Annotated in this window: 20 protein-coding genes; 11 read left to right on the top strand and 9 right to left on the bottom strand. The window is 63.3% G+C overall.

The window, feature by feature from the left end; genetic code table 11:
* Positions 1-6: 6 nt before the first annotated feature.
* Positions 7-1122, bottom strand: coding sequence for an alanine dehydrogenase (gene ald / locus LRP30_RS14050; RefSeq protein WP_249760709.1), 1116 nt, complete (start codon positions 1120-1122; stop codon positions 7-9).
* Between the two features lie 144 nt (positions 1123-1266).
* Between ald and LRP30_RS14045 the strand changes: the two genes are divergently transcribed.
* From LRP30_RS14045 to LRP30_RS14020, 6 genes are all read left to right on the top strand, one after another.
* The gene (locus LRP30_RS14045; RefSeq protein ID WP_164934551.1) at positions 1267-1746 is read left to right on the top strand and encodes an Lrp/AsnC family transcriptional regulator; all 480 of its coding nucleotides are present in this window, start codon (positions 1267-1269) and stop codon (positions 1744-1746) included.
* Between the two features lie 137 nt (positions 1747-1883).
* A complete protein-coding gene (locus LRP30_RS14040) occupies positions 1884-2375 on the top strand; it encodes a (2Fe-2S)-binding protein (RefSeq protein ID WP_249760708.1) in 492 nt (163 codons plus the stop codon).
* Positions 2372-3388, top strand: a complete 1017-nt coding sequence (locus tag LRP30_RS14035) for a xanthine dehydrogenase family protein subunit M (RefSeq protein ID WP_249760707.1) — start codon at positions 2372-2374, stop codon at positions 3386-3388. Before LRP30_RS14040 ends, LRP30_RS14035 begins: the two co-directional genes overlap by 4 nt.
* Before the next feature lie 7 nt (positions 3389-3395).
* Positions 3396-5600 (top strand): xanthine dehydrogenase family protein molybdopterin-binding subunit, encoded by a 2205-nt coding sequence (locus tag LRP30_RS14030; protein ID WP_249760706.1) that lies wholly within the window; start codon positions 3396-3398, stop codon positions 5598-5600.
* A 301-nt stretch (positions 5601-5901) separates the two neighbouring features.
* Positions 5902-8259 (top strand): Orn/Lys/Arg decarboxylase N-terminal domain-containing protein, encoded by a 2358-nt coding sequence (locus LRP30_RS14025; protein ID WP_249760705.1) that lies wholly within the window; start codon positions 5902-5904, stop codon positions 8257-8259.
* Positions 8260-8265: 6 nt separating this feature from the next.
* Positions 8266-8844 (top strand): GNAT family N-acetyltransferase, encoded by a 579-nt coding sequence (locus LRP30_RS14020; RefSeq protein WP_164934550.1) that lies wholly within the window; start codon positions 8266-8268, stop codon positions 8842-8844.
* Positions 8845-8848: 4 nt separating this feature from the next.
* Here the strand turns inward: LRP30_RS14020 and LRP30_RS14015 are convergent, their stop codons facing one another.
* Together LRP30_RS14015 and LRP30_RS14010 are read right to left on the bottom strand one after the other, a co-directional pair.
* Positions 8849-9061, bottom strand: coding sequence for a hypothetical protein (locus LRP30_RS14015; protein WP_164934549.1), 213 nt, complete (start codon positions 9059-9061; stop codon positions 8849-8851).
* 175 nt (positions 9062-9236) lie between these two features.
* On the bottom strand, positions 9237-10286 hold the full coding sequence (locus LRP30_RS14010) for a hydroxyacid dehydrogenase (protein ID WP_249760704.1): 1050 nt from the start codon (positions 10284-10286) through the stop codon (positions 9237-9239).
* 242 nt (positions 10287-10528) lie between these two features.
* Between LRP30_RS14010 and LRP30_RS14005 the strand changes: the two genes are divergently transcribed.
* From LRP30_RS14005 to LRP30_RS13995, 3 genes are all read left to right on the top strand, one after another.
* On the top strand, positions 10529-11095 hold the full coding sequence (locus LRP30_RS14005) for a thiamine pyrophosphate-binding protein (RefSeq protein ID WP_249760703.1): 567 nt from the start codon (positions 10529-10531) through the stop codon (positions 11093-11095).
* Between the two features lie 10 nt (positions 11096-11105).
* Complete coding sequence (locus tag LRP30_RS14000; protein ID WP_249760702.1) at positions 11106-11714, top strand: thiamine pyrophosphate-dependent enzyme; 609 nt, start codon at positions 11106-11108, stop codon at positions 11712-11714.
* Positions 11715-11790: 76 nt separating this feature from the next.
* The gene (locus LRP30_RS13995) at positions 11791-12168 is read left to right on the top strand and encodes a VanZ family protein (RefSeq protein WP_128934888.1); all 378 of its coding nucleotides are present in this window, start codon (positions 11791-11793) and stop codon (positions 12166-12168) included.
* A 42-nt stretch (positions 12169-12210) separates the two neighbouring features.
* On the opposite strand, the gene LRP30_RS13990 is transcribed toward LRP30_RS13995, so the two are convergent.
* The 6 genes from LRP30_RS13990 to LRP30_RS13965 form a co-directional block, all read right to left on the bottom strand.
* Positions 12211-12594, bottom strand: a complete 384-nt coding sequence (locus LRP30_RS13990; RefSeq protein ID WP_249760701.1) for a DUF1236 domain-containing protein — start codon at positions 12592-12594, stop codon at positions 12211-12213.
* A 116-nt stretch (positions 12595-12710) separates the two neighbouring features.
* Positions 12711-13598 (bottom strand): 2-hydroxy-3-oxopropionate reductase, encoded by an 888-nt coding sequence (locus LRP30_RS13985; protein ID WP_249760700.1) that lies wholly within the window; start codon positions 13596-13598, stop codon positions 12711-12713.
* Between the two features lie 208 nt (positions 13599-13806).
* Positions 13807-14592, bottom strand: coding sequence for a hydroxypyruvate isomerase (gene hyi, locus LRP30_RS13980; protein WP_249760699.1), 786 nt, complete (start codon positions 14590-14592; stop codon positions 13807-13809).
* Between the two features lie 11 nt (positions 14593-14603).
* Positions 14604-16394, bottom strand: coding sequence for a glyoxylate carboligase (gene gcl / locus LRP30_RS13975; RefSeq protein WP_249760698.1), 1791 nt, complete (start codon positions 16392-16394; stop codon positions 14604-14606).
* A 151-nt stretch (positions 16395-16545) separates the two neighbouring features.
* On the bottom strand, positions 16546-18348 hold the full coding sequence (locus tag LRP30_RS13970; protein ID WP_249760697.1) for an adenine deaminase C-terminal domain-containing protein: 1803 nt from the start codon (positions 18346-18348) through the stop codon (positions 16546-16548).
* Positions 18349-18625: 277 nt separating this feature from the next.
* Complete coding sequence (locus tag LRP30_RS13965; RefSeq protein WP_249760696.1) at positions 18626-19039, bottom strand: cupin domain-containing protein; 414 nt, start codon at positions 19037-19039, stop codon at positions 18626-18628.
* A gap of 919 nt (positions 19040-19958) precedes the next feature.
* Between LRP30_RS13965 and LRP30_RS13960 the strand changes: the two genes are divergently transcribed.
* A complete protein-coding gene (locus tag LRP30_RS13960; protein ID WP_249761752.1) occupies positions 19959-20702 on the top strand; it encodes a Crp/Fnr family transcriptional regulator in 744 nt (247 codons plus the stop codon).
* A gap of 691 nt (positions 20703-21393) precedes the next feature.
* Positions 21394-22902: an amidohydrolase family protein gene (locus LRP30_RS13955; RefSeq protein WP_128934894.1), complete on the top strand. Its 1509-nt coding sequence runs from the start codon at positions 21394-21396 to the stop codon at positions 22900-22902.
* Positions 22903-23039 lie beyond the last annotated feature (137 nt).

The following is a 23039-nucleotide window of genomic DNA, read 5'->3' as shown; positions in this document are numbered from 1 at the left end:
GGCTGCTCAGGCCGCCAGCCCGCTCTCCACCGGCGCGAATTCCAAACCTAAGCTTTCCGCCACCGCCTTGTTGGTAATTCGGCCGCGATGCACGTTGAGCCCGTTGCGCAAGTGCGGATTCTCTAGCACCGCGGCAAAGCCCTTGTTCGCGAGCATCAATCCGAACGGCAGTGTCGCGTTGTTCAGCGCCTGGCTCGAGGTCACCGGCACCGCGCCCGGCATGTTGGCGACGCAGTAATGCACGACGCCGTCGACCTCATAGGTCGGCTCGGTGTGGGTGGTCGGATGCGAGGTCTCGAAACAGCCACCCTGGTCGATCGCGACGTCGACCAGCACCGCGCCCGGCCGCATCGATGTCAGCATCGCGCGCGTGACAAGCTTCGGTGCGCTGGCGCCCGGCACCAGCACCGCGCCGATCACGACGTCAGCAGCGAACACCTCCTCCTCGACCGACTCGATGGTGGAGAAGCGGGTGCGCACGCGGCCGATAAAGAGATCATCCAGCTGACGCAACCGCGGAATCGAGCGATCGATCGCCGTGACTTCGGCGCCGAGCCCTGCGGCCATCCGTGCCGCCTGCGTTCCCACCACGCCGCCGCCGAGCACGACGACCCGCGCCGGCTGCACGCCCGGCACGCCGCCGAGCAGCAGCCCGCGGCCGCCGGCCGACCGCCTGAGCGCGGCGCCGGCGGCCTCGATGGCGAGGCGGCCGGCGACTTCGCTCATCGGCGCGAGCAGCGGGAGGTGACCGTTCGCGTCCGTGACGGTCTCATAGGCGATTGCAGTGCAGCCGGAGGCAAGCAAGCCCTTGGCCTGCTCCGGGTCCGGCGCAAGATGGAGATAAGTGAACAGGATCTGGCCTTCGCGGAGCTGGGCCCATTCGCTTTTCTGCGGCTCCTTCACCTTCACGATCATGTCGGATTTGGCGAAGATTTCGCGGGCGCTTTCGGCGATTGCGGCCCCTGCCCGCCGATACACGTCGTCGGAGGCGCCGATGCCGCTGCCTGCGCCAGTCTCGACCGTCACCTGGTGGCCGGCCGCGACATACTCACGGACCGCGCCTGGGGTGAGCCCGACGCGATATTCCTGCACCTTGATCTCCTTGGGAACACCGACGCGCATCTTTGAACCCCTCCTCCAAAGCATTGATTCCGTTCACCATCGTAGCGATGGCGGCAGTTTGGTTTCATGCAAATATCCGCTAGGTTCGCGCCTGGCGCGCCGGTTTCGGGCGCGGAAATGTCCTTTCACGCTGGAAACAAAACCTTGGCCCTCGACCGGAAAGACCTCGCCATCCTCGCGGAACTCACGACCAATGCGCGGGCCAGCCACACCGAGCTTGCCAACAAGATCGGCTTGTCGAGCACGGCGATGGCGCGGCGGCAGAAGGCGCTGGAGGACGATGGCTACATCCAGGCCTATCAAGCCACGCTCGATCTGGCGCAGTTTGGCCTCACGACGACAGTGCTGGTCCGGATCGCGTTGGAGAGCCAGAGCGACGACGCGCTGAAGGCGTTCGAGGCGGAGGTGGTGAAGTGCCCCTCCGTCGTGCGCTGCTTCCTGATGTCGGGCACAGACGACTACATCCTGATCGTGCTCGCCCGCGACATCCAGGATTTCGAGCGCATCCACCGTACCGAGCTGTCGCGCCTGCCGCGCGTCGCACGGGTGCAATCGAGCTTCGCGCTGCGCGAGATCGTCAACCGCGCCGTGCCGACCGTGGTGTTCGGCGAGGCGAAGCGCTGACCGCTGCGGGCGCACCGAATTCCCGTCAAGGAACCAAGCGGCCGCTTGTCCGTTGCACGCCATTGACCAGCGGAAGCGACGTGCCCCCGCGTCAGCACGGCTGACGTCTCGGCTCGATCGCCTGCAGGGAGCAGGACATGGGCGATGTCACGCATGAAATTCCCGAACGCACTCCGATTCATCTCATCGTCAATGGTGTCAGTCGCACCCTCGATCTTCTGCCCTGGATCACGCTGCTGGACGCTTTGCGTGATCATCTTGCGCTCACGGGTACGAAGAAAGGCTGCGATCACGGCCAATGCGGCGCCTGCACCGTGCTCGTCGACGGTCGGCGCGTTAATTCGTGCCTGACGCTCGCCATCATGAAGGATGGCGCCGAGATCACCACGATCGAAGGCTTGGCCAAGAATGGCGCGCTGCATCCCCTGCAACAGGCCTTCATAGATCACGACGCATTCCAATGCGGCTATTGCACGCCAGGACAGATCTGCTCGGCAGCCGGCCTCCTGTCCGAAGGCCACGCCAGGGACGCCGACGAGATCCGTGAACTGATGAGCGGAAATCTCTGCCGCTGCGGCGCCTATCCCAACATCGTGGCTGCGATCGAGCAGGCAATGGGCCGATCATGAACAACTTCCAGTATTCCCGCGCAACCGATGTCGCCGACGCCATTCGCCTGCTGGCCGCCGATCCGAGCGCGAAGCTGATTGCCGGCGGCACCAACCTGATCGACCTGATGAAGCAGAATGTCGAGCGGCCCTCCCGGCTGATCGACATTTCCCGCCTGCCGCTCCGCGACATCGAGGAAACGCCCGACGGTGGGCTGCGCATCGGCGCATTGGTGCCGAATTCGGATCTCGCCTACCATCCGTTGATCGAGCAACGCTATCCCCTGCTCGCCAGCGCCATCCTGGCCGGCGCCTCCGCGCAATTGCGCAACATGGCCTCGGTCGGCGGCAATCTGATGCAGCGAACGCGCTGCGCCTACTTCTATGACACGGCGACGCCTTGCAACAAGCGAAGCCCCGGCTCCGGCTGCTCGGCACTCGATGGCCTCAACCGTAACCACGCAATCCTCGGCACCAGCACGTCCTGCATCGCGACCAATCCATCCGACATGAGCGTGGCGCTGGCCGCGCTCGGCGCGCTCTTGCATATCGCAGGCCCCACCGGTCAGCGCACCATCGCGCTGACCGATTTCCATCGGCTTCCGGACGACAAGCCTCATGTCGATACCAATCTCGGCAGCGGCGAGATCATCACCGCAATCGAGCTGCCGCCGCGCGGCTTTGCCCAGAACTACAGCTATCTGAAGATCCGCGACCGGCTGTCCTACGCCTTTGCGTTGGTCTCGGTTGCGGCCGCGCTCGAACTGGAAGGAAACGCAATCAGCGAAGCGCGCCTGGCGCTCGGCGGCGTGGCCCACAAGCCGTGGCGAAGCTTCGAGGCCGAAGCGGCTTTGCGCGGCCAGGCGGCAACGCCGGACCATTTTGGGCACGCCGCCGATCTGCTGCTGCAGGGAGCAACCGCTCGCTCACATAATGGCTTCAAGATCGAGCTCGCGCGCCGAGCCGTCGTGCGTACGCTGATGCAGGCCGCAAGCGCCACACCGCAATCACAAGCTTACAAGAAGATCGCGTGAGGGCCCGATGAACGCCTATGTCGGAACACCAACCTCCCGCGTCGATGGCCGGGCCAAGGTCACCGGCGCCGCCAAATATGCCGGCGAATTCGCCGCAGACCATCTCCTGCATGGCTTCGTCGTCGAGGCCACCATTCCGCGCGGGCGCATCGCTCGGCTTGACCCCAGCGCGGCGCTGAAGGTGAAGGGCGTGGTCGACGTGCTCACCCATGCTCATCGCCCGCCCCTCGCCGACAAGGACGAAGCCTGGAAGGATGAGGTGGCACCGGAGAAGGGCTCGCCCTTCCGCCCGCTCTATGACGACAGGATCAAGTTCAACGGCCAGCCGATCGCGCTGGTCGTGGCGGAGGATTGGGAAACCGCCAAGTTTGCCGCAACCCGCGTTCGCGTTGAATACAAGCAGGAGGCGTTTGCGACCGATCTCGAATCCGAACGCGGCAAGGCTGCCAAAGTGGATCAGCCGCACAAGCCACGCGGTGACGCGGCAGCAGCGCTGACGCGGGCGGCCGTCCATCACGAGGCGGACTATGTCATTCCGAGCGAGCATCACAACCCAATGGAGCTGTATGCGACGACGGCCGTCTGGGACGGCAACGGCAGGCTTACAGTTTATGACAAGACCCAAGGCGTCCAGAACGTCCAGAAGTTTCTCTGCAGCGTTTTCGGAAAGAAGCCGGACGACATCCGCGTGCTCTCGCCCTATGTTGGCGGCGCCTTCGGCTCCGGTCTGCGGCCGCAATACCAGGTGGTGCTGGCGACGCTTGGCGCGCTTGCACTGAAACGATCTGTCCGTGTCGTCCTGACACGGCAGCAGATGTACGGCTTGGGCTACCGTCCCATGACCATCGAGCACGTTGCGCTCGGCGCAAAGCCTGACGGCACGCTCGATGCCGTCACCCACGAAGCCACTGCCGTCACCTCGCGGTTTGAGGATTTCTCGCGCAACGATACCGGCTGGGGGGAGCAGCTCTACAAGAGCCGCAACAGCCGCCTCTCCCATAAGCTCGTCCACCTCGACGTCGCCACCCCCTGCGACATGCGCGCGCCGGGCGCGGCATCGGGCGTCTGCGCGCTCGAATGCGCCATGGACGAATTGGCCGTCGCGCTCAAGCTCGACCCGATCGAGCTGCGGCTGAAGTGCTACTCGGATCTCGACCAGAGCGGGGACCTGCCCTACACCAGCAAGCAGTTGCGCGCATGCTACGCCAGGGGCGCAGAAGCCTTCGGCTGGGCCCGGCGCAATCCCGCGCCGCGCTCCATGCGCGACGGCAACGACCTGGTCGGCTGGGGCATGGCGACAGGCGTCTGGGAGGCGCTGCAGATGCCGGTCGCCGTCCGCATCGTTCTGACATCGAACGGCCATGCCGAGGTCTCCTGTGCCGCATCTGATATCGGCACCGGCACCTACACCATCGTGTCGCAAGTAGCGGCCGATGCCCTCGGGCTGCCGATCGAGAACATCAGCGTCAAGCTCGCGGACTCGACCCTGCCGCAGGCGCCGGTGGAAGGCGGCTCGTGGATGGCCGCCTCGAGCGCTCACGCCGTATTAGGAGCGGCCGAGGAGATTCGCCGGGAACTCGCGCGTCACGCTAAGGCGATGCCTGCCTCGCCACTCGGCAGCGTCGATGCGTCGGACATCATTCTCGTCGACGGAACTATCGCCAAGGCCGGCGACAGGAACCGTGCCGTCTCGATCGCCGATGCAATGCGCCACAGCAAGCTCGAGCGGATCGAAAGGGAGAAGCTCAACGAGTTTGCCGAGGACAAGTCGCATGCCCGCAACACGCATTCGGCGGTTTTCGCCGAGGTGAAGATCGACGAGCAGCTCGGCGTCATCCGCGTCGCGCGGGTCGTGAGCGCGGTCGCCGCCGGGCGCATCCTGAACACCAAGACGGGCCGCAGCCAGATCATGGGCGGCGTGGTCTGGGGAATCGGAATGGCGCTGCACGAGGAGACGGTGATGGATCACCGCTTCGGCCGCATCATGAACGCGAATATCGCCGAGTACCACATTCCCGTGAATGCCGACATTCACGACATCGACGTCATTTTCGTCGACGAGCCCGACGACCGGATCAACAGGCTCGGCGTCAAGGGCCTCGGCGAGATCGGCATCGTCGGCGTGCCTGCGGCGATTGCGAACGCCGTCTATCATGCCACCGGCAAGCGCATCCGGCGCTTCCCGATCACGCTGGACAAGCTGATCGACTGAGCGGGCGCGTCGTCGTGCTGTTTGCGAACGAGCATCTCCACGAGCGCCAATAGATGATCGTCACCCTGAGGTGCCGATATGCGGTGCGGCGCACCGCATATCGGCCTCGAAGGGCGACAGCCCAGCCGCTGCATCCCGGCCGTTCATCCTTCGAGGCTTCCCGATGGGACGCTCCGCGCCCCATCACTCGCGCCTCAGGATGACGGATCGAGTTTAGGCGCCGCAGGCCAGTCTCGCTCTTGTCATCCAGCTGTCATCGAATGTGCCGAGAGCTGTATCTCTCGCACATTCGGGACCCGACATGGACTATTTCAAGCGCTTCAACTTCCTCTTCGCCGCACCTGTATTCGACGCCGACGATCTCGAAGGCGTCCGTTTCAATCAGATCATCGAGGAGATCCAGCGCTCCGGCTTCGAGGTGGTCCGAGCCCGCAAGCTGGAGGATGCCGAGATGGCGGTGCAGACCGATGCCGCGATCGGCTGCATGGTGGTGGACTGGGGCAAGAAGGGCCTCGAGGGCAGGACCTCGGCGCTGATCAATCTGATGCGGCGCCGGGGCCTCGATTTCCCCATCATCCTCTTGATCCGTCGCAAGCGGTTCGAGGATTTGCCGGTCGAAGTGCTCGATTTCATCGACGGTTATGTCTTCCTGTCGGAGGAGACGCCGACCTTCATCGCCAAGAACCTGATCAGCCGGCTGAAGCAATATGCCGAGACGCTGAAGACGCCGTTCTTCGGTGCGCTGGTCGACTATGCCGAGGAAGGCAACCAGCTCTGGACCTGTCCGGGGCACAATGGCGGCGTGTTCTACAACCGCAGCCCGATCGGGCGCGTCTTCGTCGAGCATCTCGGCGAGTCCGTATTCCGCGACGACCTCGACAATTCCGTGCTCGATCTCGGCGACCTCCTCACCCATGAAGGGCCCGCGCTGAAGGCGCAGAAGGAAGCTGCCCAGATCTTCGGCGCGGAGAAGACTTATTTCGTGCTTAACGGCACCTCGACCTCGAACAAGGTCGCGCTCGGCGCGCTCGTCACCGACGGCGACCTCGTGCTGTTCGATCGCAACAACCACAAGGCCGCCCATCACGGCGCACTGATGATCAATGGCGGTGTCCCGGTCTACGTGCCGACCATCCGCAACGCCTGGGGCCTGATCGGCCCGATGCGCTGGGACATGCTCGATGAGAAGGCCTTGCGCGAGACGATCCGCAATCACCCGCTGGTCACCGACAACGACGCCTGGCGCAAGGAGCGGCCGTTCCGCGTCGCCGTGGTCGAGCAGTGCACCTATGACGGCTCGATCCACAGCGCCGACATGATCCTGAAACGGATCGGCCATCTCTGCGAGTACATCCTGTTTGACGAGGCCTGGGCCGGCTTCATGAAATTCCACCCGCTCTATGCCGGCCGCTTCGCCATGGGCCTGGCCAACCTTCCGCCCGAGGCGCCCGGCATCATCGCGACGCAGTCGACCCACAAGCAGCTCGCAAGCTTTTCGCAGGCATCCCAAATCCACATCAAGGACCGCCATATCCGCGGCCAGAAGCGGCGCGTCGAGCACCGCCGCTTCAACGAGAGCTTCATGCAGCACGCGTCCACGTCACCGTTCTATCCGCTGTTCGCCTCGCTCGACGTCGGCGCACAGATGATGAAGGGGCGCTCCGGCGAAGTGCTGTGGGACGACACGATCCGCCTCGGCATCGAGCTGCGCAAGAAGATCCGCGCGATGCGCCGGGAGTTCGAGGAGAAGGAGCAAAATCCGGACCGGCGCTGGTTCTTCGAGCCGTTCGTGCCGGATCGCGTCGCCATTCCCGATGTCAGCCGCCCTGGCGCTGCGCACAACGTCGCGTGGGAAACGCTCTCGACCGACGAACTCGCCACCAATCCCGCGCTGTGGCAGCTCTCCCCCGACAGCACCTGGCATGGTTTCCCCGGCCTCACCGAAGGCTTTGCCATGACCGACCCGAACAAGCTGACGCTGCTGACGCCTGGTTTCGACCGCAGCACCGGCGCCTATGCCGAGCACGGCATCCCCGCGCCGGTCGTCGCGCAATATCTGCGCGAGAACCGCATCGTCCCCGAGAAGAACGACCTCAACTCCCTGCTCTTCCTGCTCACGCCCGGCGTCGAGGCCAGCAAGGCCGGCACGCTGATCTCCGGCCTCGTCGCGTTCAAGAAGCTGCACGACGACAACGCGCTTCTGGCCGACGTCATCCCCGAGTTCAACCAGCGGCGGCAGGCGCGCTATGCCGGCGTGCGACTGCGCGACCTCTGTGGCGAGATGCACCGCTTCTTCCGCGCCGCCGATGTCAGCGCGCTCCAGGCGCGGCAGTTCATGCCCGAGCACATGCCTGAGATAGCGATGCCGCCCCGCGAAGCCGCGCGCTATCTGTTCCGCAACGACGTCGATTATCTGCCGATCGAAGCGATCGCGGGCCGCATCGCCACCACGCCCTTCGTGGTCTATCCGCCCGGCATCGCCACCATCGTTCCGGGCGAAAGGCTTACGGAACGAGCCAAGCCCATGATCGACTATCTCAGGATGTTCGAGACCTGCTTCAACACGTTCCCAGGATTCGATGTCGAAATCCAAGGCGTCTACAAGGAGATCGATGCGAACGGCCGCATCGGGCTCTATACTTATGTCGTTGCCGAGTAGGTGCCGATGAACGAAACAGCGATCGCGCACACAGGTGACGAACAGGTCCGGATCCGCGCCTCACGCGAAAGCGATGTCGAGGCGATGCTGGCGATCTACCGCGATCACGTCCGCAATGGCGTGCCGCGCGATGTCGAGGGAACCGGCGCGCCCGAGCCGGACGATCTGCGCGACCGACGCAAGAACCTGAAGCAGACCCGCCTGCCGCATCTGGTCGCGACCTCTCGCGGCGAAGTGGTCGGCTATGCCTATGCCGTGCTGTTCCGCAAACGGCCGGCCTATCGCTACACCGCCAAGCATTCCATCTACGTCCACCACAGGCATCTCGCCCGCGGGATCGGACGGCTGCTGCTCCAGGAACTGATCGATGCCTGTGCGGCGGCCGGATTCCGCCAGATGATCGGCTATATCGATGCCGACAACGCGCCCTCGCTGGCGCTGCACGAGAAGTTCGGCTTCGCGCGCGCCGGCCTGCTCTGCGGCGTCGCCTATCGCCACGGCCGCTGGTCCGATACCGTGATGGTGCAGCGGTCGCTCGGCGCGGGCACGACAGCACCTCCGCCCATCACGGCGCCCGGCCGGTAGGCTTTCACGACGGAAAATCGGCCGGTCTGACCTGGATGCGGTCGGCATGCAGGGACCAATGATGCAAGGCTTGATCCTTGCAGAACTTCGCCTTGGCCCGCTCCTTGGCCTCGTCCTCGTCGGCGGCGTCGATCTCGAGCGTCCCCTGGCAGACCTCGATCTGCCGGCCGTACTGACCGAGCACGTCCTTCATGAACCTGACGACATAAGTTGACATGGGACCTCCTGGTGCCCCCGGTCAGCCCCGGCGGCACTCTAATCCCATTTAGGCCAGACAGGGAAAGGAGATTTTGACGCGGATCAAGGTCGGGACGCTGTTTTCTTCACTCCGTCATTCCGGGGCGGCTCGCAGGGCCGAGCCCGGAATGACGAGGAAGAGAGGGTAGCTGTCCCTATCCCGGCGTCACGCCGAACGCCTGCTTGAAGCGATCCGCATAGTGCGGCCAGACCTCGGGATTGATGATGCGCGGCGGGCGCTTGCCGTCCAGCACATCCAGCACCTGCTCGGCGGCGATGCGGCCCATGTTCTGGCGCGCCTCGATCGTCACGCCGGCGGTATGGGGGCTCGCCAGCACGTTGTCGAGCTGGAGCAGCGGATGCTCCGGCGGCGGCGGTTCCTTGGACCAGACGTCGAGGCCGGCGCCGGCGATGCGCTTGTCGCGCAACGCCTGGAGCAGCGCGTCCTCGTCGTGGATGAAGCCGCGCGCCGTGGTGATGAAATAGGCATGCGGCTGCATCAGCGCGAATTCACGCACGCTGATCATGTTGCGGCTGCCCTTGTTGAGCGGACAGGAGATCGAGACGAAATCGGCGCGGCGCAGGAGTTCGTCGAGCTCGACCTTCTCCCCGCCCCGCTCGGCCATCACCTCGGCCGACAGATAGGGATCATAGGCCAGCACTTTCATGCCGAGCAGGCCCTTGCACAGCGCGGCGATGCGGCGGCCGACATTGCCGAGCCCGATGATGCCGACGGTCTTGTGCTCGACCTCGTTGCCGACGAGCTCGTTGCGGTTGACGTCGCGCTCGCGGCGCAGCCTGCGGTCCGACTGGATGATGCGCTTGGACAGCGTCAACATCATCGCCAGCGCATGCTCGGCGACCGAATGGGCGTTGCCGCCGGACTGATTGACGACCACGACGCCGGCGGCCGTGCAGGCCTCGACGTCGACCGGGTCGAAGCCGGCGCCGTTGCTGGAGACGAGCAGCAAATTCGGCGCGCGCTTCAGGAAAGCGGCATCGACATGGAAATGCGGGGCGAGCTCGTCGCGGGCGGCGCCGACCTGGTAGACATGGGTAGCGCCGAGGAGCGGCGCATAGACCTCTTCGGGGCTGCCGTTCTCGATGCGATCGAGCCGGACGTCGGACCGCGCCTTGAGGATGTCGATATAGATCGGATTGGCCAAATAATTGGAGTAGACGACACGCTTGCTGTTGACCGACATCAGGACCCTTCCGGCTCTCCGGGATCAGCAAGGCCAGCGCGGCGCGCGCCCCCTCCGTGCTTCCTCCCACTTTTTCGTTGCCGCACTTATGACATGGCGGTGCCGGCCACGGCAGGCCGTCTGGCGCAGATCACGGTGCTGGCCTGGACATGTTGACAATCCAGCCCGCTGCGTCAAGTTCAGCGGAGCGCCGCGACGGCCGAAGACCAATAAGCATACAACGCGGCTCAAGGGAGAACGCAATGGCGATTGCGGAGCAGCAGACCTCGCCGCAGGCGACGCACGGGGCCGGCGAAAGAAGCTGGCATGACATCGTCCTGCAAACCCTGAAGCGGAACGAGATCAGCCTCGTCCCTTACGTGCCCGATCGGGTGCTGACACCGCTGATCCGGAACCTGCACGCCGATCCCTTCTTCACCACCTTTGCCACCGCCCGCGAGGAGGAAGCGGTCGGCATCGTCTCGGGCGCCTGGATGGGCGGCCGCCGCGGCGCGGTGCTGATGCAGACCTCGGGTTTTGCGACGCTCGCCAACGTGCTGGCCTCGCTCGCAGTGCCCTACCAAATTCCGTTGATCATGTTCGTGTCGGAGCGCGGCACGCTCGGCGAGTTCAATTACGGCCAGTCGCTGGTCTGCCGCACCATGCGCCCGGTCCTGGACTCGCTGGCGCTGGAGCATCACACCATCACCCGGCTCGACGAGCTCGAATTCATCACGGACCGCTCGATCAAGCAGGCCGTCACCACGCAGGCGCCGGTGGCGCTGATCCTGAGCCCGCTGCTCACCGAGGGCAAGGTGTTCGACAAGTGAGGCCGGCGAAATGAGCTCAAATCTGAATGCGCGCAACACCAAGGTGATGAACCGTTTCGACGTCACCTCGCGCCTGATCGCCAAGCTTGGGAACGAGGAAGCGGTGGTCGGCGGCATCGGCAACACCAATTTCGATCTCTGGGCCGCCGGCCACCGCCCGCAGAATTTCTACATGCTGGGCAGCATGGGCCTCGCCTTCCCGATCGGGCTCGGGGTCGCGCTGGCGCAGCCCGACCGCCGCGTCTTCGCGCTGGAAGGCGACGGCTCGCTGCTGATGCAGCTCGGCGCACTCTCGACGATTGCAGCCCTGAAGCCGAAGAACCTCACGATGATCGTGATGGACAATGGCATCTACCAAATTACCGGCGCGCAGCCGACACCGGCCGCTGATGTCGCCGACATCGTCGCCATCGCCGTCGGCTCCGGCCTCGCCAACAGCGCCTGGGCCGCGGACGAGGAGGATTTCGAGCGCCTGGTCGAGAATGCGATGGCGGCTGCCGAGCCGAGCCTGATCGCGGTCAGGATCGACGACAAGCCGGGCGTCGGCACCACCCGGCGCGACCCCGTGCAGATACGGGAACGCTTCATGCACGGCCTCGGCGTGCGCGAGCCACTTTAATATTTCGTCATTAACTACACGTCGATCTGATAGCGGGACTATACGGCCCGGTGCAAATCTGTGCTAAGCGAGCCGGATGTCCCTTTTGGTTCGTTCATTTGCCTGGCTGCTCGCGGCCGCCGTCACATTCGCAACCCTTGGTCCCCCCGGCCTGCGGCCGCATTCCGACTTCGGCCAGGACGGCGAACATGCGCTCGCCTTCATCCTGGTGGGACTGGCCTTCGGCCTTGCCTATCGGCAGCGACGCCTACTGACCGCAGCGGCCGCGGTCGTACTGATCGGCGTCCTCGAACTGATGCAATTTTGGGCACCCGGGCGCCATGCACGGCTGGAGGATTTTCTGGTCGACGCGCTCACGGCTTGCCTCGGCTTTGCGCTCGCGGCCGCCGCCGATTGGGCCACCGCCCGGCTTCGCGCAAATTCGATCCTGACGAGCGAAGGCCCCGCGGAGTGACGCTCCGCAGGGCCCATTTTATCATCGCGCAGCTTGCGCAGATCAGTCGATGATCTTGACGACACGGCGCGTGCGCGGCTCGACGATCACGCGGCGATCGTTCACGACCGCGTAGCGATACTGGGTGTAATTCGGCACAGGACGCAGCACCACGGTCGGCGGCAGCGGCTCGCCAACCACGACGCGCTCGCGGATCACCACTGAATCATCGCGCGGGATTCCGCCCAGAATCGCATTCGGAATTTCCAAACCGGCGCCAACGGCCGCGCCGACGGTGCCGCCTACCATCGCGCCGACTGGGCCGCCGATGTCGCCGCCCGCACGCGCGCCTTCCGCAGCGCCTTGGGCGGTGGTCGATTGAGCAAAGGCTGCGCTCGACGCCAGCAGCGACGCAGCAGCCAACGTAATCGCAAGACGGGTTTTCATGTTCTTACGCCTCCAGTGATTGTTATGCACCTTCAACCCACGGGAGCGGAGCATTGTTCCGGTTCCCTTGCGACAAAGATGCACCACGAATCTGGAGACCGTTACCCGGTAACAGATCAGACCGCAGCGATCTCGTGCCCTGCCATCAGTTCCAACGCGCGCACCATCGCCGAATGATCCCAGGCCTTGCCGCCATGGGCGGTGCAGGACGAGAACAATTGCTGTGCCACTGCCGTGCTCGGCAGCGAAATGCCGAGCGTCCGCGCGCCTTCGAGCGCAAGGTTGAGATCCTTCTGGTGCAGCTCGATGCGAAATCCTGGATCGAAATTGCGCTTCACCATGCGCTCGCCATGAACTTCGAGAATCCGCGACGAGGCGAAGCCGCCCATCAGCGCCTTGCGCACCAGCGCGGGGTTCGCACCAGCCTTGGATGCGAACAGAAGCGCTTCGCTCACCGCCTCGATCGTCAGCGCGACGATGATCTGGTTGGCGACCTTCGTCGTCTGCCCGTCGCCATTGGCACCGACATGCGTGACGTTCTTGCCCATCTTGTCGAAGATCGGCTTCATGGTGCCAAAGGCCCGCTCGGGCCCGCCGACCATGATGGTGAGGCTCGCCGCCTTGGCGCCGACCTCGCCACCTGACACTGGCGCGTCCAAATAATCCGCACCGAGCGCCTCGATCTTCTTGGCGAACTCCTTCGTTGCCAGCGGCGAGATCGAGCTCATGTCGACAACGATCTTGCCCTTGGAGATGCCGCTCGCCACACCGTCCTTGCCGAACAACACGGCTTCCACATGCGGCGTGTCCGGCACCATGATGATGACCGCGTCCGCCTCTTCGGCGACCTGCTTGCTGGATTTGCACGCGACGCCACCGGCCGCGATCAGATCGGGCGCGACCGGCGCGGCATCATGCAGGAAAACGCGATGGCCCGCCGCTAGGAGATGGCCGGCCATCGGCCGTCCCATGGTGCCAAGTCCGATGAAGCCGATGTTGGTCATATCCATCTCTCTCAGTTGAATTAGCGAAATATCATCTCTGCGGTCGGTGCACCTCTCCCGCTTGCGGGAGAGGTCGGCGCGGAGCGCCGGGTGAGGGTTCTATCCGCTTGGGGATTCTCGATGCACGAACCCCATCGCGGGGAGAACCCTCACCCCGGCCCTCTCCCGCAAGCGGGAGAGGGAGTGCACCGTCGCTGTGGCTACGCTCTCACGTCTCGAACGTCTGCGCCGCGTGCCACGAGAGTCCTTCCAGCGTCGTGGTGCGCGGCTTGTATTCGCAGCCGATCCAGCCGCGATAGCCGATCGCGTCGAGGTGGCGGAACAGGAAGGGATAGTTGATCTCGCCGGTGCCGGGCTCGTGGCGGCCGGGATTGTCGGCAAGCTGGATGTGGGCGATCTGGGGCAGATATTCCTGCATGGTGCGGGCGAGATCGCCCTCCATGATCTGCATATGATAGATGTCGTACTGGATGAACAGATTGTTCGACCGCACTTCGGAGATCAGCTGCACCGCCTGCTCGGTGCCGTTGAGGTAGAAGCCGGGAATGTCGAGCGTGTTGATCGGCTCGACCAGCAGCTTGATGTTCTCCCGCGCCAGCGTCGAGGCCGCAAAGCGCAAGTTTCCAACCAGCGTCTCATTGAGCTGGCGACGGTCGGCATCGGCAGGCGCGATGCCGACGAGGCAATTGAGCTGCTCGCAATCGAGCGCCTTGGCGTAGTCGATGGCGCGGAACACGCCGTCGCGGAATTCGGCGGTGCGTCCGGGCAGGATCGCGATGCCGCGCTCGCCCGCCGCCCAGTTGCCGGCAGGCAAATTGTGCAGCACCTGCGTGAGGCCGTGCGCCTCGAGCTGCTCACGCAGCTGCGCCTTGTCGAAATCATAGGGAAAGAGATACTCGACCCCGGAAAAGCCCGCCGCCTTCGCAGCAGTGAAGCGGTCGAGAAACGGCATCTCGTTGAAGAGCATGGTGAGATTGGCGGCGAATTTCGGCATGATGCTTTCCCTTATTCTGCCGGCTGCAACACGCCAGGTCGAGCGCTTCCGACCTCGTCGAGCGGCAGATCGAGCACTTCCTCGAACTCGACGATGTTGTCGATCTCCGTGCCCATGGCGATGTTGGTGACGCGTTCGAGAATGAATTCGACCACGACGGGCACGCGATGCTTTGCCATCAGCTCACGCGCCGTCGCGAACGCAGCCTGCGTGTCCTTCGGGTCGGTGACGCGGATCGCCTTGCAGCCGAGGCCTTCTGCGACCGCAACATGGTCGACGCCATAGACGCCGATCTCGGGCGCGTTGATGTTCTCGAAAGAGAGCTGGACGTGATAGTCCATGTCGAAGCCGCGCTGCGCCTGGCGGATCAGGCCGAGATAGGAATTGTTCACGACGACGTGGATGTAGGGCAGATTGAACTGCGCGCCGACCGCAAGCTCCTCGATCAGGAACTGGAAGTCGTAATCGCCCGACAGTGCGACGATCTCACGCTCCGGACACGCCGCACGCACCCCGAGCGCTGCCGGCAGCGTCCAGCCGAGCGGCCCGGCCTGCCCGGCATTGATCCAGTTGCGCGGCTTGTAAACGCCGAGGAATTGCGCGCCGGCGATCTGCGACAAGCCGATCACGGTGACATAAGTGGTGTCGCGGCCGAAGGCCTTGTTCATCTCTTCATAGACGCGCTGCGGCTTGATCGGGACATTGTCGAAATGGCTCTTGCGCAGCATCGTCTTCTTGCGATCGCGGCAGGACGCGGGCCACGCCTGGCGCTCGCGGAGCCTGCCTGACCGGCGCCACTCCCTGGCGACGGTGACGAACAATTCGAGCGCAGCCTTCGCGTCCGAGACGATGCCGAGGTCGGGATTGAACACGCGCCCGATCTGCGTCGGCTCGATATCCACGTGAACGAATTTACGACCCTTGGTGTAGGTCTCGACCGAGCCGGTGTGGCGATTGGCCCAGCGGTTGCCGATGCCGAGCACGAAATCGGATTCCAGCAGCGTGGCGTTGCCGTAGCGGTGGCTGGTCTGAAGCCCGACCATGCCGGCCATCAGCACGTGATCGTCGGGGATCGCCCCCCACCCCATCAGCGTCGGCACCACAGGCACGTTGGCGATCTCGGCGAATTCCACCAGCAGATCCGAGGCATCGGCGTTGATGATGCCGCCGCCCGCGACGATCAGCGGACGCTCGGCAGCATTGAGCATCTCCAGCGCCTTCTCGACCTGCTTGCGCGTCGCAGCCGGCTTGTAGACCGGCAGCGGCTCATAGGTTTCGTCGTCGAACTCGATCTCGGCGAGCTGCACATCGAGCGGCATGTCGATCAGCACCGGACCCGGGCGGCCGGAGCGCATGACATGGAAGGCCTGGCTGAACACGCGCGGCACCAGCGCGGGCTCGCGCACCGTCACTGCCCATTTGGTCACCGGCTTTGCGATCGACTCGATGTCGACCGCCTGGAAGTCTTCCTTGTAGAGCCGTGCCCGAGGCGCCTGTCCGGTGATGCAGAGGATCGGAATGGAATCGGCGATGGCCGAATAGAGCCCGGTGATCATGTCGGTGCCGGCCGGCCCCGAAGTGCCGATGCAGACGCCGATATTTCCGGCCTTGGCCCGCGTATACCCTTCCGCCATGTGCGAAGCGCCCTCGACATGGCGCGCCAGGATGTGGCGGATCGAGCCGCGCTTCTTCAGCGCCGAGTAAAGCGGATTGATTGCAGCGCCGGGAACCCCGAAGGCAGTGGAGATGCCTTCCTTCTCCAGAATACGCACGGCTGCATCGACGGCTCGCATGTTCGCCATATCGGACCTCGCTTGGTTGCGTCAGCGAGCGAGATGATCGGGCGCGCAAGATGCGATCTCAACGAGATCGATTTTATTTTCCACGATGCGGCAGCCGCGGAAAAATCGCGGCGGTCTCAACTGGTTAGATGAAGAAATGCGTGAAAGCGCCTCACTCGAACAGCGGCGCCAGCTCCATCTGCGGCACCAGCACGAGGCCCTTGTCGGTGATACGAATTTCCGGAATGACCGATAGCGGAATCAAATTGAAGCCCATGTAAGGGATGGTGCAGCCGGCCTCGGCCCATTCCTTCTTGAGCGCCTTGACCTCTTCGGCCACTTCCGTGACGCGCTTATCCGAGAGCAGGCCCGCAATCGGCAGCGGGACCAGTGCCCTCACCTTGCCGTCGGCCACCACACAGACGCCACCCTGGCGCTCCCTGATCGCTGATATCGCGACCTGCATATCGCCCTCGTTGGTTCCAGCGACGATGATGTTGTGGCTGTCGTGCCCAACGCTGGAGGCGACCGCGCCGCGCTTGAGGCCAAAATCCTTCAACAGGCCGTACGCGACGTTGCCGGCGGACTTGCCGTGACGCTCGACCACGGTAACGAAACACAGGCCGTAGCGCGCGAACAGCGAGGGCCAGTCCTTGGCGGGCTCGATCGCGACCTTCTCGTGGATCAGCGTGATGCCGGGCAGCGCAGTCTTGATCGCATTGGCGGTGCAAGCCTTTGCCGGCAGTTCCGGGGTCAGCTTGACCTTCTCGGGCAGTTTCACGGTGGCATAAGCAGTCTTCGGATACTGATAGCGCTCCGACAGCGCCTGATCGAGCCGAGAGGTGATCTTGCCATGCTCGACCACGAGCTCGCCGCCATACCAGGTGCATTGCGGCTTGAGCTGATCATCCATCAGCACGAGATCGGCGCGGCGGCCGCCACCGAGCCCGCCGATATCGCCGTCCATGGCGAAGCGCGTGGCACCATGCAGCGAGCCCATCGACCAGGCCTGCTCCGGCGACATCCCCGCCTTCACGGCCTCGCGCACCACCCAATCGAGGCCGAACAGCAGCAGGTCGTCGGCGTCGCGGTCGTCGGTGCAGACCGCCGTGCGCTTGTGCGAGGCTCCGAGCTCGGTGATGGTCCGGATCGCCTGCGGCAGCGAATGCCAGGGCGTCGTCGGCGGTCCCCCGCGCAGGAAAACCCAGACACCGGCATCGAGCAGATCGTCGGCGATGTCGCGGTCGATCGCCTCGTGCGTGTCGGTGACGCCGCTCGCCGCATACGCCGCGACGAATTCGCGGCCATAGACGTGACCGGACACCGGCCGGCCCCGCTTCAACGCTGCCGCCAGGATGGCGTGGCTGCGCTCGTCGCCCATCGTCACCGGGACAAAGTCCATCTTCTCGCCGAGCGCGACCGCTTCGGGCCAGCGGTCGAACAGGCCGGCGATCTTCTCCGGCGTGAGATCGCCGCCCGCGGTCTCCAACTCCGCCGACGTTGCCGGCACCGTGCTCGGCACTGTCAAAAAGATGGAGAGCGGCGCCGCGCGCGCATCCTCGAGCATCGCCTCGACACCGGCGACGTCCATGACGTTGCCGATCTCGTGGCTGTCGCAGAAGATCGTGGTGGTGCCGTTGAGCAGCGCGGCCTCCGCATAGGCGCAAGCCGTCACCATCGAGGATTCGATGTGGATGTGGGGATCGACGAGGCCGGGCGCGATGATGCCGCCGGCCGCGTCATAGAGCGGCATGCCACTCCACACCTTCTTCGCTGCACCGGCCGGCTTCACCGCGGCGATGCGGCCGCCTGTGATCCAGACCTCCCGTCCCGGATGGATGCGCTCCGAATAAGTCGAGAGCGCCCGCGCGCCCGATATGACGAGATCAGGCGCGACGCGGGCCGAGGCGACGTCGGCGAGGCGCCGTGTCATGCTGTGCAGCGGCGCGACGGAGAAACGGGTGAGTTTGGTCATGTGGGCTCTCGCGGAGATTGGACAGCCCAGCGATGGTTGCCTCCGGCGGAGGCAGGAGCAACTCAAATAAAACGGCACCCGTGCTTACGCATTGGGCAGACGCGCCCGCCTTCTAATTTCCGCTCGGGCAAATCATACGCTTAGTTTGGGCGCTCCAGATGTCCGCTCGTCCCTCAACAGTGGCACAAACAGCAGACATCGTTGAAGGTCGCCGATGGGCCAAGACCCGACGAATGCATCGCAGCAAACCGCCACCTCAATCAAATCCGTTCTGAAGTCAGTTGGCGGGTTTGAAGATGTCGACTGCTATCAAAGTGACGGGCTCCTTACCGTCGTTATGATGCCAATGAGTAGTGTCTTTTGTAGCAGAAGACGTATCTCCCGGACCAAAGGTCCTCGACGTGCCGTCCGCAAGGGTGACCGTATCGCGCCCCTCGAGGAAGTAAACTACGGCGGGCCTGTCCTTGTGACTGTGCAATCCGATATGACCTCCCGGTTCAATAGTGAGCAATCGCAGTCGTAGTTGTCGCCCCGTCATTCCCTCAATTTCAGGACCCAGGTCAACAACGGTTGTCTTGCTCGCCGTAAATCCCTTGTTGTCCTGAGGAGTATCCTCGGAAGAGGCAACAATTGGGCATCCAAGGACAATTGCCAATGATAGCAAAGCTAAAACGATGTTGCCTGATTTCATGACGTCCTCCCTTCGAACAAAGAAGCCCGCCCGCACGGATTATTGCAAAACGGCAATTAGCAAAATACTTGCACAATGGTCTAACAGTTGGCTGCTGGCTGGCAAGGCGATTGTCGGCTGTGGGGTCATATTACGAAGAAGCCAGGATGAGCAAATCTGATCCGCTATTCCCCAAATGCCGGACCCCCATCACACGAGCCGCCACTTCGCTGATGGGCGAATAGCAGACAAGACGCTTATCACTTGGCCGCAGCGCACTGGTACGGCTTCTTGTTTGGGGCCCGCCAGGTGCCAGCAACCATTCCGCCGATCGAAAAGAAGCAGATCGTTGCTCGGAGCTCCAGTTGTCGTCTGAGCAGATCAACACAGTTGTCGCCGTCCAACTGGCGAACTCGTAGAGCCGGTCGTCAAGCGAACCGAGCCTGATTTTCAGAAGTGACGGCAAGAGTAGAACGAAACAACCAGGATGACTCTACTGGCTCAGTCGGCGAGGATCGATTTCGCATTGCAGAGGCGCGCAGCGAGATGGCGCATTTATTTGGAGGGTTCTTTCGTCCAGTGGCCTGGTATTTCGGCGAGGGCTTGAGGCTGGGAACCAGCTTGCGGCGTAATCGTACCGATTTACGCATCACCATTGTCGCGTTTGCCACGCCCCGAAATTGGAACCCCTTATGATGTTACCCATACCCATTTTGCAATTGTATGCGCGTGGCGTTCGGATCTAATTGAATGATCCTGCAACAGCAGAATTCGCTTCCGCGTCGCATGTGCTTGGAGTTTCATTTTTGCGGTTAAGAGCTTTCGCATCTGAATTGGATTTCGAGGCGAAAAGCATATGCGAATTCAAACAAAGTTTGAGGTTGTCGCCATATGCCGCTCGAAATGCGATGGGGCGGATGGTTCGCATCGGGCTGCAGCGATGCTTGTAAGCGGAGTTGGTAACCGGCTTCTGGCAGCACTGCCGACCGCGGACCTCGATCTTCTGTCACCCGACCTGCAGACGGTTACTCTCGATCGGGAAGAGGTCGTCTCGCGGATGGGGGACCACACCGAGCACGTTCTCTTCCCTCATAGTGGCGCCGTTTCGGTGATGGTCGATATGGCGAATGGGCAGACGGTCGCCAGCGCCGCAATAGGGCGCGAGGGGGCAGTGGGCACTCTTTCCGTGCTGGGGCCGTCACCTGCGGCCGTTACGGCTATCGTTCGTGCCGAGGGGACGGCCTCGCGGATCCCGGCAGCGCGTTTCCATGCCGCTTTCAGCCGGAGTCCTGCGATCCGGCACGTAGTCCAGCTTCACTTCAAGGCGATGCTGATACAGTTTCAATTGGGCGGGGCTTGCAATGCACTGCATCCGGTCCAAGCCCGCATGGCACGCTGGCTGCTTCAACTTCACGACCGCATCAACCACGACGTCCTGCCTCTCACCCAGGACGCGCTTTCGCAGATGTTGGGTGTGCGACGAACGACGGTGACGCTCCTGATGCGCAATCTGCGCGCTTCCGGAGCGATCAGATCTGAGCGACGAGGTGAAATCGAGATCGACTCATCGCGGCTCGCTGCGGTGGCGTGCGAATGCCGCGATACCATGCGGCTCGAACTCGAGAACATCTTCTCTATGGGTGCAGCGGCATCTGCTCGCGTTTTCGATCTGCCGATCCAGTAAATGAAACGGGCGATGCTAGCCGTTTCGGCGCGTCCGGGTAAAGCCGGCGAGCGCGATGCTCGAATAGCATCGCCGGATGCGCATCCTTCTGACCGGGCCGCGGCCCAATGCGGTGAGGATCTCCCACCCCAACGTCCGTAACGGGTCAAAAGCGCTGGTCAATGACCCGCCGGCACAGCAACTCAAGCGCTGAAGCGGTCCATATCGGATGCGCTATTCGAACACTGCGCGTTGAGGTCGGCTATGGGTCCAAAAGCAGCAGTTAACGCAGCCACCGTACGAGGATCTCCGGCAGAGAGTCGAGATGGCAGCCGCTGCTGCGGCGTTCGGCTCGGGGGCATGAGCCGACGCAGTCCATTTGAGCAACGAGCCTTTCACTTCGGCTGAAATCGATCAGATGAAAGAAATGATGCGGCGTTGGGACAGCGTGACTGTCGGATCACATCGCTTGCGCGAATAGAAGTTTGAGCATTGAATCAGCGCGGATACCAAGTGATTTCTCGTATGCCTGCCGCTCTCGCAAGATGAAGCGATGCAGAGATTCGCCTAGGCTTCGGGCGCATGATGGCTTCATGCGTAGCTGAACCGGAGAGGTGTACGCCTAGTCGGTCCTGCCAACTGATTGGGAGTAGCCACACGCGTCTCATGCGCGCCTAGCACGGTCGACGGCCAACAAACGGGGAGGAGAACAATGAGCACCTGGCTTAGTGAGCGAGAACAGCGTCTCGTCGCAGGCGCGGAGGCGGCATCGGCGGCAACGCCTATCCCGACCCAGATTGTCTCCAATGGCGAGTATCTCCCGCCCCCGCAGAGCGATACGCAAAAGAAAGTCGAGGCACGGATCAACGAGCTCGCTGATGTCAATGGCAGGCACCTCGGCTTGAGCCGCAGGCAGTTCTTGCACACGGGCTGCGGCATGGCGGCAGCGTTCCTCGCCATGAACGACATCTACGGCAATGTTTTCCAGGTCGCGCCCGCTGAAGCCCGCGAGCCCGAGCTGATGCTGGCCCGCGCGCAGAGCCTTGCAGGCCAATTCATCTTCGACGTCCAGACTCATTTCGTGCGGGACGACTTCGACCATAAGGAGCTGTTGGGGCTGGCGGACTTTGCGAGCCAGCACTGGAATCCGAAGATGAAGGAGGAAGGCGTCTCTTCGCTCGCCCGCTACAAGTTCCAGAACTATGTGAAAGAGATCTACTACGATAGCGACACCAACATGGCGCTCCTGAGCGGCGCGCCCTTCGACGACCCGAGTTGGTGGCTGCTGTCCAATGAGCAGATCGTCAAGGCGCGAGAACTGATCAACGACTTCGCCGGTTCACGCCGCCTGCTGGCGCATAGCGTCATCACCCCCAAGCAACCCGGCTGGATGGACGAGGTGGACAAGGCAATCGAGGTCTACAAACCGGATTCCTGGAAGTCCTACACGATTGGCGATCCGTTGGCGCCCTCGAAGTTCCCATGGCGGCTTGACGACGAGCAGGTGATGTATCCGTTCTACGAGAAAGCAGTGAAGGCCGGCATCAACACGCTGTGTATCCACAAGGGGTTGCTGCCGCCCGATTATGAGAAATCGTTCGCCGGCGTCTGGGAATACGCAACGGCGTGGGACATCGGAAAAGCCGCGAAGGATTGGCCGCAGATGAACTTCGTGATCTATCACTCGGCGCTGCGGCCGTTCCTCGAGCTACCCGATCACGCGTGGGCGGATTTCGAGCAGACCGGCCGTATCCAGTGGGCCACCGATCTCGCGGAAGTCCCGCAGAAGTTCGGCGTCGCCAACGTCTATGCCGAGCTCGGCACGTCCTTTGCCAACTCGGCGGTGGCGCATCCGAAGTTCTGCGCCGCGCTGATCGGCACGCTGATAAAGGGGATGGGTGTTGACCACGTCATGTGGGGCACCGACTCGGTCTGGTACGGCTCACCACAGTGGCAGATCGAGGCGCTGCGCCGGCTCGAAATCCCCGAGGATATGCAAAAGAAGTACGGCTTTGCGGCGCTTGGCGATGCCAACAGCGCTACCAAGCAGCTGATCTTCGCGGGCAACGCAACCAGATTCTACAAGATCAAACTGAAATCGGCCGAGAATACCAGGATGCCGGCCTTTTCCGAGGACCGCCTCGCGGCGCTCAAGAACGAGTACACGCAAGCTTCGAAGCAACCGTCGAACCTGCGCTACGGCTACGTTCGCGCCGCCTAGGACCGATGCCAACATCGTGGGCAAGCTCCGCCGGCAATGGATGCGCGGCCAAATCCGACTTCGGCTCAGGGTCACCAATGCTTTGGCCGATCAGAGATTTCCGCTCGGCCCTCAGGAGCCGACATTACTTTATGAGG

The organism is Bradyrhizobium sp. C-145 (genome assembly GCF_023375135.1).
GTDB classification, from domain to species: Bacteria; Pseudomonadota; Alphaproteobacteria; order Rhizobiales; family Xanthobacteraceae; genus Bradyrhizobium; species Bradyrhizobium zhanjiangense.
Note: the sequence above shows the minus strand (reverse complement) of the source record. Positions and strands in the feature narration are given on the sequence as shown.

Excerpts from the sequence above, each read along its gene's own strand:
- LRP30_RS14025 (WP_249760705.1), top strand. The coding sequence starts at position 5,902 with ATGGACTATTTCAAGCGCTTCAACTTCCTCTTCGCCGCACCTGTATTC.
- LRP30_RS13960 (WP_249761752.1), top strand. The coding sequence starts at position 19,959 with ATGCTTGTAAGCGGAGTTGGTAACCGGCTTCTGGCAGCACTGCCGACC.
- LRP30_RS13970 (WP_249760697.1), bottom strand. The coding sequence starts at position 18,348 with ATGACCAAACTCACCCGTTTCTCCGTCGCGCCGCTGCACAGCATGACA.
- LRP30_RS13990 (WP_249760701.1), bottom strand. The coding sequence starts at position 12,594 with ATGAAAACCCGTCTTGCGATTACGTTGGCTGCTGCGTCGCTGCTGGCG.
- LRP30_RS14005 (WP_249760703.1), top strand. The coding sequence starts at position 10,529 with ATGGCGATTGCGGAGCAGCAGACCTCGCCGCAGGCGACGCACGGGGCC.
- LRP30_RS13985 (WP_249760700.1), bottom strand. The coding sequence starts at position 13,598 with ATGACCAACATCGGCTTCATCGGACTTGGCACCATGGGACGGCCGATG.
- LRP30_RS13955 (WP_128934894.1), top strand. The coding sequence starts at position 21,394 with ATGAGCACCTGGCTTAGTGAGCGAGAACAGCGTCTCGTCGCAGGCGCG.
- LRP30_RS14010 (WP_249760704.1), bottom strand. The coding sequence starts at position 10,286 with ATGTCGGTCAACAGCAAGCGTGTCGTCTACTCCAATTATTTGGCCAAT.
- ald (WP_249760709.1), bottom strand. The coding sequence starts at position 1,122 with ATGCGCGTCGGTGTTCCCAAGGAGATCAAGGTGCAGGAATATCGCGTC.
- LRP30_RS13995 (WP_128934888.1), top strand. The coding sequence starts at position 11,791 with ATGTCCCTTTTGGTTCGTTCATTTGCCTGGCTGCTCGCGGCCGCCGTC.
- LRP30_RS13965 (WP_249760696.1), bottom strand. The coding sequence starts at position 19,039 with ATGAAATCAGGCAACATCGTTTTAGCTTTGCTATCATTGGCAATTGTC.
- hyi (WP_249760699.1), bottom strand. The coding sequence starts at position 14,592 with ATGCCGAAATTCGCCGCCAATCTCACCATGCTCTTCAACGAGATGCCG.
- LRP30_RS14015 (WP_164934549.1), bottom strand. The coding sequence starts at position 9,061 with ATGTCAACTTATGTCGTCAGGTTCATGAAGGACGTGCTCGGTCAGTAC.
- LRP30_RS14000 (WP_249760702.1), top strand. The coding sequence starts at position 11,106 with ATGAGCTCAAATCTGAATGCGCGCAACACCAAGGTGATGAACCGTTTC.
- gcl (WP_249760698.1), bottom strand. The coding sequence starts at position 16,394 with ATGGCGAACATGCGAGCCGTCGATGCAGCCGTGCGTATTCTGGAGAAG.
- LRP30_RS14020 (WP_164934550.1), top strand. The coding sequence starts at position 8,266 with ATGAACGAAACAGCGATCGCGCACACAGGTGACGAACAGGTCCGGATC.
- LRP30_RS14030 (WP_249760706.1), top strand. The coding sequence starts at position 3,396 with ATGAACGCCTATGTCGGAACACCAACCTCCCGCGTCGATGGCCGGGCC.
- LRP30_RS14040 (WP_249760708.1), top strand. The coding sequence starts at position 1,884 with ATGGGCGATGTCACGCATGAAATTCCCGAACGCACTCCGATTCATCTC.
- LRP30_RS14035 (WP_249760707.1), top strand. The coding sequence starts at position 2,372 with ATGAACAACTTCCAGTATTCCCGCGCAACCGATGTCGCCGACGCCATT.